We start from the raw sequence: 13400 nt of genomic DNA, 5'->3' as shown, positions 1-13400 counted from the left end.
ACCGGCCCGATGGGCACGGCCTGACGGACGGGTCGGCCCCGGTCAGGCGCCGCCGCGTTCGCGCCTGCGCCGCCGCAGCACGACCAGGAGGTCGAGCGCCGCCAGCAGGGCGATCAGCGCGCACACCACGGTGGTCCCGACCAGGGTGCCCCGGGTGGGGCTCTCCCCCGGGTCGGCGTCCGCCGCCCAGAGGGCGAAGTGGACGGTCAGCGCGACGAAGACCGGGACGAAGACGGCGGACAGGACCAGCCGCAGCCCGAGGGCGCTGCGCGCGGTGACCGGTTCCGTGCCCGTCCGGGGGGAACGGCGGCCGATCATCCCCGAGTTCCGCCGCGTCGTGGGCTCTGTGCCGGCACGGTCGCGCGGGCCGTCGCGGCGGGGGCCACTGCCGCGGGACCCGTCGCGGCGGGGGTCTTCGCGGCGGGACTCGTCGTCGCCGGTCATGACCTGTGTTCGCTCAGTATGCCGACGACCTCGTCGTCGCCGACCTGCTCGAAGTCCTCGTACCAGAGGCCGACCGCCTGGAAGTCCGTGGGCTGCCGGAGGCAGACCACGTCGTCGGCCTCGGAGCGCAGCGCGGAGACGGCCTCGGGCGCGCCGACGGGGACCGCGAGGATCAGCCGGGCGGGTTCACGGCGGCGCAGGTGGCGCAGGGCCGCGCGCGCGGTGACGCCGGTGGCCAGGCCGTCGTCGACCAGGAGCACGGTGCGGTGCTGGACGTCGGGCAGGGAGCGGTCGCCCCGGTAGAGCAGGGTGCGGCGTCTCAGTTCCTCCCGCTCACGGGCCACGTCCGGCGCGAGCCGTTCCTCGCTCAGTCCGAGCATCTCCAGGGACGCCCGGTCGAAGAGGGGCGGGTCGTCGCCCACGACGGCGCCGACGCCCACCTCGGGACGGCCCGGCAGGCCGATCTTCCGTACGACGAGGACGTCCAGCGGCGCCCCCAGTGCCCGGGTGACCTCGGCGGCCACCGGCACGCCGCCGCGGGGCAGGGCGAGCACGACGGGCTCGAAGAGTTCGCCTTCGGAGGCCCACTCCATCATCCGCAGGCCGAGTTCCTGGCCGGCTTCCCGGCGGTTGTGGAATCGCATGACGTGAGGTCTGCCTTTCCCTCGGTGGCGGTGGTCGGGCCCCGGGTGGTCCGGGTTCCGTGCCGGCCGGCGCCCGAAACGGCCCGCGCCCGGTCCGGCCCGCGCGGCCTCACCCGGCGGGCGGCCGGTGGTCCGTGAGGTGCTCCTGGAACCAGCCGGCGGCGGCCCGGGTGACCTCTTCCAGCGCTCCGGGCTCGGGGAAAAGATGGGTGGCGCCGGGGACGACGTGGATCCCGTGGACGGCCCGCAGCCGCCCGGCCGCCTGCCGGTTGAGGTCGAGGACGGTTCCGTCGTCGCCGCCCACCACGAGCAGGACCGGTGCGGTGACCTGGGCCAGGGCGTCACCGGCGAGGTCCGGCCGGCCGCCCCGGGAGACCACCGCGGCGACCCGTCCGGGCCGTTCGGCGGCCGCCACCAGGGCGGCCGCCGCCCCGGTGCTCGCCCCGAACAGGCCCACCGGCAGGTCCGCCGTGTCCGTCCGGGCCCCCAGCAGGTCGACGGCGTCGGCCAGCCGCCCGGCCAGCAGGGCGATGTCGAAGCGGAGCCGGGCGGTGGCGGTGTCCTCGAGTTCCTCGGCCGGCGTCAGCAGGTCCATCAGCAGCGTCCCGAACCCGGCCCCGCGCAGTCCCTCGGCGACCGCGCGGTTGCGGGGACTGTGGCGTGAGCTGCCGCTGCCGTGCGCGAAGAGGACGACGCCGCGGGCGTCGGGCGGGACGGCGAGATCACCGTCCAGCCGCACGCCCCCCGAGGGGACCTCGACGGATTCGGCCACCATGCCCGCTCATCTCCTCAGGCCGTCCGGCGCCCGGGGAGCGGGGCGGACCGCACCGGCCTCTCCCCCGGGCTCTGTCGTTCCTCCGGGTAGCCCGCGGGCCGTGGGGTCAATCGCCGCGCGCCGCCGGTGACTCCCCGGGCCCGGCCGGTGGCCCGGCGTTCGGGCCGCCAGGTCGCCACCAGCGCGCCGGCCAGCAGCAGCTCGGCGAGGTCCCCGCCGTAGTACATGATCTCGCCGCCCTGCCGGAGCTGGACGGCCGGAGCGTCGACCTGGACGTGGAACCCGCCGTAGAGGGCCTGGGAGACGAGGGCGTGCGCGGCGATCGCGACGCCGAGCCAGACCAGGCGGGCCCGCACGCCGGGGCGGGCGGGCGCCGGGTCGGGCCCGGCGATCACGTGGGCGAACAGGCAGCCGGAGGCGAGGAAGTGCAGGTGCAGCAGCCGGTGGCCGGCCGGGTGCGCCGTGGCCGCCTCGTACAGCGGGGTGAAGTAGACCAGCGCCAGCGTGCCCGTGCCGAGCAGGAGGGCCACCGCGGGGTGGGTCACCACCCGGACGGGCGGGCTGTGCAGTACGGCGGTCAGCCGGCGGGCGTGGGGTGCGGGGAGCGCGCGCAGCAGGAGGGTGGCCGGCGCGGCCAGCACCAGTGCGAGCGGCGCGTACATGCCGATGATCAGGTGCTGGGTCATGTGCGCGCGGAAGTCGGAGTGCGCGGCCGGTCCCAGCGGCGGCAGCAGCGCCAGGGCGAGCAGCGCGAGTCCGCCGAGGAACGACGCCGAGCGCCGGACGTTCCAGCCCTGGACGGGGTTGCGGCGCCGGGCCCGCCGCACGGCGAGCAGATAGCCGCAGGCGAGCGCGGCCAGGACGAGGACGGTGAGCGCCGGCTCCAGCAGGCTGGGGGCGCCGCCGCCGTGGTGGTGCTGCCCGTGGTCCATCAGGCGCGGCCTCCGGCGGCCCGCGCGGCACCGCGCGGGGCGCTCGGGTCGAAGGGACGGCCACCGCGCCGCAGCAGGTGGCCGGCGGTCACGAGCAGGACGCCGAGCACCAGGAAGCCGGCGTCCCACCACGCCTGGTGCTCACCGGAACGGACGTGGTGGATGCCGAGGATCTGATGGTTCAGCAGGCCCTCGACGATGTTGAACAGGCCCCAGCCGGACAGCACCCAGCCCCACAGCACCCGCGAGGTCCACACCGCCCGCCGCTCGTGCGTCACCCTCCCGTAGAGGACGGCCAGGCCCGCCAGGACCAGGACCCAGCACAGCGCGTGGAAGAAGCCGTCCCAGACCGTGTTCATCTCCAGACCCGGAACGGTCCTCGGGTCGTAGTACCTGACGCCGATGCGGTCGTGGTCGGTGCTGCTGAGCAGGTGGTGCCACTGGAGGATCTGGTGCAGGAGGATCCCGTCCACGAACCCTCCGAGTCCCGCCCCCAGCAGGATTCCCGGCAGCCGGAGGCTGCTGGGTGTCGCGGCGTGCGGCCGCGCGTCGTCTTCCGGGGCCATGGGTGTTTTCCGTCCGTTCCGTCGTCCGGGCGTGACCGGCGCTCCGGACACGGCTTCCCTCCCGGTCTTCTGCGAATCTCCCGCCCGCGCCCGGCGACCCGGACGGCCCAACTGCGCACGCGTCGGGGCGGACCTGCGGTGAGAGTGGGTCCATGGCAGACAACGGTGAGCGGCGACGCGCCTCGGCCACGGCCACCCGGCGCGCGCCGCGGGAACGCAAGGTCCGCACCGCGGCCGACGCGGCGCGATGTGCCGCCGACGGCCTGGCGGAACTCGTCCATCACCCCCAGGAAGGCGTGTCGGCGGTCCGCAGGACCGAGGACGGCGGCTGGACCGTCGTGCTGGACGTGCTGGAACTGGCCCGCATCCCCGACACCACCAGCCTGCTCGCGTCCTACGAGGTGGAACTGGACGCCGGGGGCCGGATGCTCCAGTACTGCCGCACCGCTCGCTACCGGCGCGGGGGCGCCGACCAGTAGGCGGCCGTACCCCCTTCCGAGAGGAACGCCACATGACCGTCGTGACCCCGTCCCCGTACGCCGACGAACTCGCCTGTGTACCGCGCGCGGGCACCCTCTACGACGTCCTGGACCTGATCCTCGACCGCGGCATGGTCATCGACGTCTTCGTCCGCGTCTCCCTGGTGGGCATCGAGATCATCAAGATCGACGCCCGGATCGTCGTGGCGAGCGTCGACACCTACCTGCGGTTCGCCGAGGCCTGCAACCGGCTCGACCTGGAGCGCACCTCGCGCAGCAAGACCGTGCCGGAACTCTTCGGCGGCGGCGGGGCGGTGGGCAGGACGGCCGCGAAGGCGGGCGCGCGCAAGGCGGGGCGGTCCCTCGGCGACAAGGTGCGCGGGGTCCTCGGAACCGACGGTGAGCAGGACCGCGACGACCGGGACGACCGGGACGCCGGGTACGCGGGGGACGAGCTCGGCGAGGAGGAGTACGCGTACGAGGAGAGCCCTCGGCCGCAGCGGCGCCGCCGGCCGGAGGAGGGCCGCCGCCGGCCGACGGGCGCCTCCAGGGACCGCGACCGCGGCCGCGATCGTGACCGCGACCGTGACCGTGACCGCGACCGCGACCGGCCGCGTGCCCGGCGCCGTTCGGAGGACTGACCGTGGCCACCGCACCCTTCGCGCCCCCCTCCCGGTCCTCCGCCGCCGGAGCGCCGGCCGGCACCGGGCCCCTCTACGTCTACGGCATCGCCCCGGCCGGCGTCCCGGTTCCCCTCGCCCGGGGTGTGGACGGCGCCGAGGTCCGGCTGCTGACCTCCTCGGGGCTGTCCGCCGCGGTCTCCGCGGCCCCCGCCGAGATCCGGGCCCGCCGCCGGCATCTGCTGGCGCACCAGACGGTGCTCGGCGAACTGGCCCGGCAGGGCCCGGTCCTGCCCATGCGGTTCGCCGTGCTCGCCCAGGACCAGGACACGCTTGCGTCGTACCTGCGGGAGCAACGTTGCCATTTCGAGGCGCAGTTGGACCGGATCCAGGGCTGCGTCGAGATGAATGTCAAGGGCACGACGGTGCCCGGCTGCTTCGAGGACCTGGTCCGCCGCGACGACAAGCTGCGGGCGCTGGCCCGGCGGACCCGCCGCCGTCCCGACTACGACGCCAACGTCCGGCTGGGCGAGGCGCTGTCCCGCGCGGTCACCAGGGAGGCGGAGCGCGCGGCGCGCGAGGTGCACTCCCGTCTCGCCACGCTGGCCACCCGCACGGCACGGGGCGAGGTGGACGACACCGTCGTGCTCAGCGCCTCCTTCCTGGTGCCCGCGGACGCGGAGGAGCGCTTCCGGCAGGCCGTGGAGGAGCAGGCACTGCGTCACGGCGCGCGGATCGCGCTCGCTCTGACCGGGCCGCTGCCCTGCTACAGCTTCGTGGACGCTCCCACGACCGCCGTCACCGCCCCGCGCGCCACCGTCACGTCCGCTCCCGGCTCGGCGGGGAGGTAGGGGCGTGGGACTTCTGACCGAGATCCTGCTGCTGCCCCTCGCCCCGGTCCGGGGGACGGTGTGGATCGCCGACCAGCTCGCCCGCGAGGCCGAGCGGCAGGCCCGTGACCCGCGTCTGGTGCAGGCGAGGCTGGCGGCGCTGCACCGCGCCCTGGACGAGGGCGCCATCGACGAGGCGGCCTTCGAGAAGGAGGAGGACCGCCTCCTGAGGCTGCTGGAGGACCCTGTCCGCCGCGTGGGCGGCCGCCCCACCACTCCCGCTCGCACCCGTACTCCCGAGGGACTTCGATGAACCAGAACTGCAAGGCGGCGATGGCCGCCGCCGTCGCCGGTGGATATCTCCTGGGCCGCACGAAGAAGGCCAAGCTGGCCCTGGCCGTCGGCACCTACCTGGCGGGGCGGCGCTTCAGCATGTCGCCCTCCCAGCTCGCCACGCAGGGCCTGTCCAAGCTGCGGGAGACCCCGCAGTTCCAGGACCTCACCGACCAGGTGCGCCACGAGGTGCTGAACGCCGGCCGCTCGGCGGTCACCGCGGCCGCCCGCCGCAAGCTCCTCGACCTCAGCGACTCCCTGCGTGACCGCGGCGAACGCCTGTCCGGCGGGGCGGGCCGCGGGGACCGGGACGAGGACGACGCGTACGCCGACGACGACTCCGCGTACGACGAGGAGCCCGTGAACGAGGCGGACGAGGACGACGAGGACGCGTACGACCGGGACGACGCCTACGACGAGGACGACGACGAGCCGGACGGGAAGCCTGCCGCGGGCACGCCGAGGCGGCGGACCTCGGCGGGGTCCGCGGGCCTGCGGTCGTCCGTGGCCGACCGGGGCACCGCGCGCCGGGCCACGGTCCGCCGCGCCGCGTCGACGGGTCCCTCGGTGGCCAACGCCGCGGTCAAGAAGAGAGCTGCCACCAAGTCCGGCTCCGGGTCCGGCACTCGGCGAGGGAAGTGAGCGACATGACGAACGGACGTCAGGAACGCGGCGGCGGCCGGGACCACCAGGACGAGGGGCTCCCGTTCGACGAACTCAAGGACGCCTTCGGCGAGTTGATCGGCGCCCTGGGCAGCAGTCTGGTCTCGAAGGCGGGCGACCGGCTCGGCGGCGTCACCGACCGCCTCCTCGACGCGGCGGACGGCGTGGGCGGCAAGGCCGGCAAGGCCGGCGGCCTGGGGGCCGTGGCCGGACGGGTGATCAAGGGAGAGTCCCCGGCGAAGGCCATGCTGTCGGAGAAGGCCAAAGGCGTGAAGGACACCGTCAAGGACAAACTCACGGGCGGTGGCGGTGGCGGTGGCGGAGGTGGCGGCGGGAAGGGCGGCGGCGGTGGCCTCAAGGCCACCAACATCGTCGAAGTCCTCGACGTGGCCGTCCCGTTGCGCACCGCGTACGACCAGTGGACGCAGTTCGAGGAGTTCAGCGGCTTCACCAAGGGTGTCCGCGGGGTGAGCCAGAAGGACGAGATCACCTCCGACTGGAACCTGAAGATCGGCCCGTCCAGCAGGAGCTGGAAGGCCACCGTCGAGGAGCAGATCCCGGACGACCGCATCATGTGGACCTCCGAGGGCGCCAAGGGCAGCACCCGGGGCGCGGTCACCTTCCACGAGCTCGCCCCTCGCCTCACCCGCATCGTGGTGGTGGTCGAGTACTACCCGGCCGGATTCTTCGAGAAGACCGGCAACCTGTGGCGCGCCCAGGGCCGACGCCTCCGTCTGGACCTCAAGCACTTCGCCCGGCACGTGACGCTCCACGGCGACGAGGAGCTGGAGGGCTGGCGCGGCGAGATCCGCGAGGGCGAGGTGGTCCGCAGCCACGAGGAGGCGATGGAGGACGAGGAGGCCCGCGAGGCGGAGGAGCGGGACGAGGACGAGGAGGACGAGGACGAGTACGAGGACGACGAGCCCTACGGCGAGGAGGACGAGGAGGAGGGCGAGTACGGCGACGACGAGGAGGACCTCGACGAGGACGAGGAAGAGGAAGAGGACGGGGACGACGAGGAGCCGCGGAACGCGGATCGCGACGACGGCCGTGGCGGCGGCCGGCGACGACGTCGCCGTGACCGGCGGGGAGCACCGTGACGGACGTGTCCGGTTGGGCGGACCCGGAGGACACGACCGTGTACGTCCCGGGCCCCAACAACAGCACCCTCGCCGACCTGCTGGAACGGATCCTCGACAAGGGCGTCGTCATCGCCGGCGACATCAAGATCGACCTGCTGGACATCGAGCTCCTCACCATCCGACTCCGCCTCTTCATCGCCTCCGTCGACACGGCGAAGAGAGCGGGCATCGACTGGTGGGAGACCGACCCGGCGATGTCCTCGCGTGCCGCGCGGGACGCCCTCACCGAGGAGAACGAGATGCTCCGCGAACGTCTGGCGGCCCTGGAGAGCCGCCTGGAGGGCGGGAGCGGCAGCCCGTCCACACCCACGACCAGGTCCACGCCCACGGAGAGCACCCCGGAGAACCGCGTCCGATGAGCAGCAGCGACACCGTCACCTATCTCTTCGCCCTGTGCGCCGCCCGTCCGCCGGACGAGGCGCTGTCCGCCGTCGCCGGGCACTCCGGCGGCGGCCCGCTGCGGGCCCTGCGGGCCGGGGCGGTGCACCTGATCGTGCAGGACGTCCCGGCCGCCGACTTCGACGAGCGCACGCTGGCCGACCGGCTCAACCGGCCGGGGGACCTGCGGCGTTGTGCCCTCGCCCATCACCGTGGCGTGGCGGCCGGGGCGCCCTGCGGGCCGGTCGTGCCGCTGCCGATGGCGACGGTCTACCTGAGCGACGACAACGCGGTCGCCGCCGTGGCCGCCCGGGAGGAGGCGGTCCTCGCGGTGTTCCGGCGGCTGACCGGCCGGACCGAGTGGGCCGTCAAGGTGCACGCCGCCCCCGGGGAGCCGGCCGGCTCCCCGGCGCCGCCCGCCGCCGCGCGCGCGGCCCCGGGCGGCACGGGCACGGGCGGCACCGGTGACAGCGGAGGCAGCGGCGCGGCCGGCGGCAGGAGCTACCTCAGCCGGGCGAGCGCACGGCAGCGGTCGCGGCGCGACCTGCACGAGACGGCCCGGGCCGTGGCCCGCACCGTCGACCTGACGCTGCGGAGGTACGCCGTCGACGCCACCGCCCACCGCCCGCAGAGCGAGCGGCTGACCGGCCGCAGGGCCCCCCAGCTCCTCAACGCGGCGTACCTGGTCGACGACGCCCGCCACCGCGAGTTCACGGCCGCGCTGGAACGCCTCCGCGCCGACGAACGCCTGCGCGAGGTGGAGATCACCAGCTCCGGACCGTGGATCCCCTACTCCTTCGCCCGCCTCGACGAGCCGGAGGCCATGGCGGTGGCCACGCCGGAGGCCACGGCCGGGGTGACGGCGGGCGCGGGTGTCGCCGGTGTCCCCAAAACGGGGGCGCCGTGATCCTGCCCGACGCCCGGGAGGACGGGCTGCCGCCCCCCGTTCCGTGGGACGGTGACGAGCCGTACGCCCCGATCGGGCTCCCCCTGGTCGACCTCCTCGACCGGGTGCTCGGCGCGGGCGTGGTGGTCAGCGGCGACCTGGTCCTGGCCATCGCCGACGTCCCGCTGGTGCGCGTCTCGCTGCACGCCCTGCTCTGCTCGGTCTCCTCGCGCGTCCCCTCCCCCTGGGCCGACAGCGGTCCCCTGTGAGGACCTTCGTGAACCCCCTGTGAGGACCTTCGTGAACCCACCGCCCGCCCCCCGCGACGGAACGCTCGACCTCGATCCGGAGAAGGTCGCCGACGGCCTGGCCCAACTCGTCCTCACCGTGGTCGAACTGCTCCACCAGCTCATGGAGAAGCAGGCGGTCCGCCGCTTCGAGGAAGGCACGCTCACTCCCGAGCAGGAGGACCGCCTCGGCACCGCCCTGATGCTCCTGGACCAGCGCATGGACGACCTCTGCGCCCGGCACGGCCTGACCCGCGACGACCTCAACCTGGACCTCGGGCCGCTGGGTTCGCTGCTCTGACCCCGTCGGCCCGCGGGCCGTCTTGTACGGCCTTTGTATGCCGGCCTCCTTCAATCGCCGGATCATCCCCACCACCACGGGAGGATCCATGGCGAGACGAGGATTCACCGCACGCTCCCTGCCCGCCGCGCTGGCGGGTCTGACGATGGTCACCGCCCTGCTCCAGGGCTCTCCGGCCGCCGCGGACGCGGACGCCGCCCGGCCGGCGTTCCGGATGCCGTTCGTCTGCGACCAGTCCTGGCGCGGCAGCAACTGGGACGGCCACAGTCCCGCCCACTCCATCGACTGGAACCACTACGACGCCGCGGGCAACCCCGACGACCTCGGCCGCCGGGTCCTGGCCAGCGCCGGGGGGACCGTGCTGTCCTCCTACTACGCCACCGACACCGGGTACGGGAACACCGTCGTGATCGGTCACGGCGACGGGTGGCGGACCCGCTACGCCCACCTCCAGAGCCGGGACGTGCAGAAGGGCGACACCGTCGACCGCGGGCAGCTGATCGGCAAGGTGGGGGCGACGTCCGCGCTGTACTCCCTGTCGCCGCATCTGCACTACGAGCAGATCCACGACGGCTCGGTCGTCGTCGCCGTCGTCCAGGGAGTCACCTGGAACGACTACCTGGTGCGCTACCAGACCAGTACGAACGGCTGCTGAACAGGGCCTCGCCCGCGGCCCTGAGGGCTTCGCCGGGGGCCACGCCGAGCTCGGCGGCGAGCAGCCGCCGCGCGTCGGCGTAGGCGACGCGGGCCTCGGCGGTGCGGCCGGCGCGGTCGAGCGCGCTCACCAGCAGCTGCCACAGGTCCTCGCGCAGCGGGTCGGCGGCGATCCGGGTGCGCAGCTCGGCGACGAGCGGACCGTGGTCACCGGTGACCAGCCGCAGGCGCAGCGACTCGTCCTGGACGACGGTCCGCAGCTGTTCGGCACGGGTCAGGACGGGGTCCCACAGCACACTGCCCGGCAGGTCCTGCAGGACGCCGCCGCGCCACAGGGAGAGCGCCGACAGGTAGCCCCGCAACGCGGCGGCGTGCTGCCCGGCGTTCCGCGCGGTCCGCGCCCGGTCCACGCGTCTCTCGAAGAGCAGCAGGTCGTGGTCGAGCGGGGGCACGTCGAGGACGTAGCCGCCGTGGCGGGTGCGCAGCCCCGTGGTGTCCACCCCCGCCGCGGCCAGCGCGCCGCGCAACGCGCGTACATAGGTGCGCAGGTTGGCGACGGCGGAACGCGGCGGCCGTTGCGGCCACAGCACTTCGGTCAAAGTGTCGAGCGAGACGAACGCGCCGGGACGCAGCAGCAGCGTGGCCAGGACGGCCCGCGGCTTGGGTCCTCCGAGCGGGACGCAGCTCCGCGCTGCGACGCCTCTGATCTGCAGCGGGCCCAATATGCCGAACGTCGGCTCCCTCATCCGCCTGCCCCCATGCCGCGCCCCCGGATCCTCCGTGACCGGGGCAGCGTAACGACGCCGGACACATCCGGAACAGGACTTCCCCGGCCGCGCTCCCCCAGCCTGTCTCAACATGCCATTGACGCTGCCCCCGCGCCCTCAGCAGACTCACCATCCCCACAAACGTACGCACCGGTTCCCCCCGGGCCGGTGCGCCGACCGAGCGGAGATCCTCCTCATGGGAAGCCGATCAGAACTTCCGTTATTCAAGGGTTTGTTGGGCAGGCGTGGACCCGAGCGCCGCCGCACCGGCGCCCTCGCCGCCGCCGCACTGGCCCTCACCACCACCGCCGCGGCGGTGGCCGCGCCCGAGGCCGAGGCCCCCGCCGTCCTGGCGTCGTCCGTTTCCGCGGCCGCGGCCTGCGGGGAAGGGTCCTACCAGGCCGAGGCCGTGCTCAACGGAAGCACCTGGACCGCCCGTCGGGGCTCCTCGACGGTGTACACCGGCAGCGATCTGCGCGCCGCCGTGCAGGCGGCCGTGAGCAGCCTCACCGCGAACCGCACGTACAAGGAGCGCGTGGTCGTCCGCGGCTCCGGCTCGATGTCGGCCGGCTCCCGCATCTCGCTGCCCAGCTACACCACCCTGGACGTCTGCGGCACCATCAACGTCACCGGCAGCGGTTCCGGCGACCAGGCGCCGGTGTACTCGCGCGGCACGAGGGACGTGGAGGTCCAGCACCTCAACGTGACCGGCGCCCCGCTGTACGGCATCTTCATGCGCAACGTGCAGAACGTGGTCCTCGGCCAGATCGACATGCGCCTGTCCTCCGGCCTGGGCGTGCGGATCGACAACCGGGGCGACACCAGCCAGTGGAGCCGCAACATCCGCATCGACAACGTCTACGTCTCGGGCGCCTCCAGCCACGCCGTCGAGACGTACGGCGTCGACGGCCTCACCGTCGGCACCGTCACCGCCCGCAACGTCGGCGAGTCGGGCCTGCTGCTCAACCAGACCATCAACGCGACGGTCACCAAGGTCGACGCGGAGAACGCCGGCACCGGCACCGGCTACGCGGCCTTCCGGATGGCCAACCGCAACGGCCGGGTGGGCAGTTCGTACCCGACCAACATCCGGGTGGGCGAGGTGGTGGCCCGTGGCGGCGGGCGCGGCGTCTTCTGCGTCTCGGAGAGCGGCGGCGCGGTCATCGACCGGGTGAACATCTCCAACACCGGCAACAACGCCGTGCTGATCGAGAACTGCTACAACGTGACCCTCGCCGCCCAGAGCGGCACGGTCAGCGGCGGCGGCGAGATCCGCCTCGCGGCGCGCACGGAGTTCCCGAACAACGCGGACATCTGGGTCCAGAACCTGACGGTGACCAACTCCGCGATCCGTGAGAGCCCTTGCGGCACCAACACGACGTTCCGCAACAACACGCTGGTCAACAGCAGCCAGTCCATCTGCTGACCGGACCGTCCCCCGCCGTCCCTCCCCGGTCACTAGGATCCGCGGGATGGACGGCATGGTGGACGGCCTGGAAGCACTCGTTCCGGCGGCGGGGCAGGCCGACATGGACGCCCTGCGGACGGTCGACGCGGGGGAGCTCGCGGCGTACGTCGCGCATCCCTCGCATCCGTGGTGGCGGCGCAGGGCCTGCGCCGCCGCCCTGGCCGGGCGGGTGCCCGACGCGCACGTCGCCGAACTGTCCGCCCGCGTCCGGGACACCGGGGACACCCCCGAGGTCCGCACCGCGTTGCTGGAGGTCCTGTCCGAACGGGCGGAGTTGCTGCCGTGGCTGTGCCATGAGGACCGGCTGCGGGAGACGGGCTACGGCATGTCCCCGGCGATCCTCCAGGCACGCGGACGGCTCGGCGACCTCTCGGCGGCACGCGAACTGGCCACCCTCGCGTTCGCCCCCGTCCGGCGGGCCGCCGGGGAGGCGGGGCTGGACGCGCTGGCCGCCCGGTACGGGGACGAGGCGATCCGGGCCGAGCTCGGCACCGAGCGGCCGGAGGACCGGGCCGCCCACCTCCGGATCCGGCACCGTGCCGGCGAGGACGTGTCCGACGGCATGGCGGACCCCGACCCCGGGGTGGCCTTCGAGGCCCAGGAGTACCTGACGGACCCCGAACGGCTTCGCGCCCACCTCCACCGGGCGCCCACGACCGACGCGAAGCTCTGGGCCGCGTTCGCCCTGTACCGCCTCACCGAGGACGTGGACGAGCCGCGTGCGGTCTACGAGTCGCTGGGGCGCCCGCGGGTGGAGGTGCCCGGCCTGGACGAGGAGATCCGCCGGGCGATCGTCCACCGGTACGCGCCCTGGCACTGCGAGCGGAGCACCGACCCCCGCTGGCGGCTGGAAGCCCTCTGCACCGCCCCGCCGCCCCCGGTCGACCACCGGGCACAGCTTCACCGCGCCGTGCGCGCCCTCACCGCGGCGGGTCTCGAGCCCGGCCGCCCGGTCTCCGCCGACGAGTACCACCAGCAGGGAGAGGGCACCTACGACCTGATCGATTGCGGCGACGACACCGTGCTCATCAGCACGCTCGGCCGCTTCGCCACCTCGGGTTCCGGGGGCGCGGCCGCCCCCGCCGCCCGCGACGCCCTGATGTCCGCCGGTTTCCGCTGGATCGACACGTCACTCGCCGCGATCCCGGTCACCGGCCTGTGCGTCTACTACTTCGGCAGCAGGAAGCCCCTGCCCGTCGACACGCTGCTCTTCCACTGGCAGGACTGAACC

General features: G+C 74.1%; 19 protein-coding genes. 13 read left to right on the top strand and 6 right to left on the bottom strand.

Annotated features, from left to right (window positions below; genetic code table 11):
* Positions 1 to 42 precede the first annotated feature (42 nt).
* The 5 genes from GBN72_RS00260 to GBN72_RS00240 all read right to left on the bottom strand — a co-directional run bounded on the left by GBN72_RS00260 (position 43) and on the right by GBN72_RS00240 (position 3361).
* A complete protein-coding gene (locus tag GBN72_RS00260) occupies positions 43 to 318 on the bottom strand; it encodes a DUF6343 family protein (protein ID WP_151769569.1) in 276 nt (91 codons plus the stop codon).
* A gap of 122 nt (positions 319 to 440) precedes the next feature.
* A complete protein-coding gene (locus GBN72_RS00255) occupies positions 441 to 1088 on the bottom strand; it encodes a phosphoribosyltransferase (protein WP_151769568.1) in 648 nt (215 codons plus the stop codon).
* A gap of 109 nt (positions 1089 to 1197) precedes the next feature.
* Positions 1198 to 1863 carry a dienelactone hydrolase family protein gene (locus GBN72_RS00250; protein WP_151769567.1) on the bottom strand — a complete coding sequence of 222 codons (666 nt, stop codon included), beginning with the start codon at positions 1861 to 1863 and terminating at the stop codon, positions 1198 to 1200.
* A gap of 14 nt (positions 1864 to 1877) precedes the next feature.
* The gene (locus tag GBN72_RS00245; protein ID WP_151769566.1) at positions 1878 to 2795 is read right to left on the bottom strand and encodes a cytochrome c oxidase assembly protein; all 918 of its coding nucleotides are present in this window, start codon (positions 2793 to 2795) and stop codon (positions 1878 to 1880) included.
* The gene (locus GBN72_RS00240) at positions 2795 to 3361 is read right to left on the bottom strand and encodes a DUF2243 domain-containing protein (RefSeq protein WP_151769565.1); all 567 of its coding nucleotides are present in this window, start codon (positions 3359 to 3361) and stop codon (positions 2795 to 2797) included. Before GBN72_RS00240 ends, GBN72_RS00245 begins: the two co-directional genes overlap by 1 nt.
* Positions 3362 to 3513: 152 nt before the next feature.
* On the opposite strand from GBN72_RS00240, the gene GBN72_RS00235 reads away from it, so the two are divergent.
* The 11 genes from GBN72_RS00235 to GBN72_RS00185 all read left to right on the top strand — a co-directional run bounded on the left by GBN72_RS00235 (position 3514) and on the right by GBN72_RS00185 (position 9935).
* The gene (locus tag GBN72_RS00235; protein WP_151769564.1) at positions 3514 to 3840 is read left to right on the top strand and encodes a gas vesicle protein GvpO; all 327 of its coding nucleotides are present in this window, start codon (positions 3514 to 3516) and stop codon (positions 3838 to 3840) included.
* A gap of 32 nt (positions 3841 to 3872) precedes the next feature.
* A complete protein-coding gene (gene gvpJ, locus GBN72_RS00230; RefSeq protein ID WP_164540294.1) occupies positions 3873 to 4481 on the top strand; it encodes a gas vesicle protein GvpJ in 609 nt (202 codons plus the stop codon).
* Between the two features lie 2 nt (positions 4482 to 4483).
* Complete coding sequence (locus GBN72_RS00225; protein WP_151769563.1) at positions 4484 to 5311, top strand: GvpL/GvpF family gas vesicle protein; 828 nt, start codon at positions 4484 to 4486, stop codon at positions 5309 to 5311.
* A gap of 4 nt (positions 5312 to 5315) precedes the next feature.
* Entirely contained in the window at positions 5316 to 5603 is a 288-nt protein-coding gene (locus GBN72_RS00220) for a gas vesicle protein GvpG (RefSeq protein WP_151769562.1), read from the top strand.
* Positions 5600 to 6265 (top strand): hypothetical protein, encoded by a 666-nt coding sequence (locus GBN72_RS00215; RefSeq protein ID WP_151769561.1) that lies wholly within the window; start codon positions 5600 to 5602, stop codon positions 6263 to 6265. The genes GBN72_RS00220 and GBN72_RS00215 overlap by 4 nt, the downstream gene beginning before the upstream one ends.
* A 5-nt stretch (positions 6266 to 6270) precedes the next feature.
* A complete protein-coding gene (locus tag GBN72_RS00210; RefSeq protein WP_151769560.1) occupies positions 6271 to 7386 on the top strand; it encodes an SRPBCC family protein in 1116 nt (371 codons plus the stop codon).
* Positions 7383 to 7787 carry a gas vesicle protein gene (locus tag GBN72_RS00205; RefSeq protein WP_439959719.1) on the top strand — a complete coding sequence of 135 codons (405 nt, stop codon included), beginning with the start codon at positions 7383 to 7385 and terminating at the stop codon, positions 7785 to 7787. The genes GBN72_RS00210 and GBN72_RS00205 overlap by 4 nt, the downstream gene beginning before the upstream one ends.
* Entirely contained in the window at positions 7784 to 8713 is a 930-nt protein-coding gene (locus GBN72_RS00200) for a GvpL/GvpF family gas vesicle protein (RefSeq protein WP_151769558.1), read from the top strand. Before GBN72_RS00205 ends, GBN72_RS00200 begins: the two co-directional genes overlap by 4 nt.
* Positions 8710 to 8961 carry a gas vesicle protein gene (locus GBN72_RS00195; RefSeq protein WP_174887051.1) on the top strand — a complete coding sequence of 84 codons (252 nt, stop codon included), beginning with the start codon at positions 8710 to 8712 and terminating at the stop codon, positions 8959 to 8961. Before GBN72_RS00200 ends, GBN72_RS00195 begins: the two co-directional genes overlap by 4 nt.
* A gap of 31 nt (positions 8962 to 8992) precedes the next feature.
* Positions 8993 to 9280 (top strand): gas vesicle protein K, encoded by a 288-nt coding sequence (locus tag GBN72_RS00190; RefSeq protein WP_151769557.1) that lies wholly within the window; start codon positions 8993 to 8995, stop codon positions 9278 to 9280.
* An 88-nt stretch (positions 9281 to 9368) separates the two neighbouring features.
* A complete protein-coding gene (locus tag GBN72_RS00185) occupies positions 9369 to 9935 on the top strand; it encodes a M23 family metallopeptidase (RefSeq protein ID WP_246212183.1) in 567 nt (188 codons plus the stop codon).
* Here the strand turns inward: GBN72_RS00185 and GBN72_RS00180 are convergent.
* Positions 9883 to 10680, bottom strand: a complete 798-nt coding sequence (locus GBN72_RS00180) for an AfsR/SARP family transcriptional regulator (protein WP_151769556.1) — start codon at positions 10678 to 10680, stop codon at positions 9883 to 9885. The genes GBN72_RS00185 and GBN72_RS00180 overlap by 53 nt on opposite strands.
* 256 nt (positions 10681 to 10936) lie before the next feature.
* Here GBN72_RS00180 and GBN72_RS00175 point away from each other — a divergent pair, with 256 nt between their 5' ends.
* On the top strand, positions 10937 to 12127 hold the full coding sequence (locus GBN72_RS00175; RefSeq protein ID WP_151769555.1) for a hypothetical protein: 1191 nt from the start codon (positions 10937 to 10939) through the stop codon (positions 12125 to 12127).
* A 46-nt stretch (positions 12128 to 12173) separates the two neighbouring features.
* The gene (locus GBN72_RS00170) at positions 12174 to 13397 is read left to right on the top strand and encodes a hypothetical protein (protein ID WP_246212182.1); all 1224 of its coding nucleotides are present in this window, start codon (positions 12174 to 12176) and stop codon (positions 13395 to 13397) included.
* Positions 13398 to 13400 lie beyond the last annotated feature (3 nt).

The organism is Streptomyces abyssomicinicus (genome assembly GCF_008974245.1).
GTDB lineage: Bacteria > Actinomycetota > Actinomycetes > Streptomycetales > Streptomycetaceae > Streptomyces > Streptomyces abyssomicinicus.
This window is presented reverse-complemented; position numbering and strand designations above follow the sequence as displayed.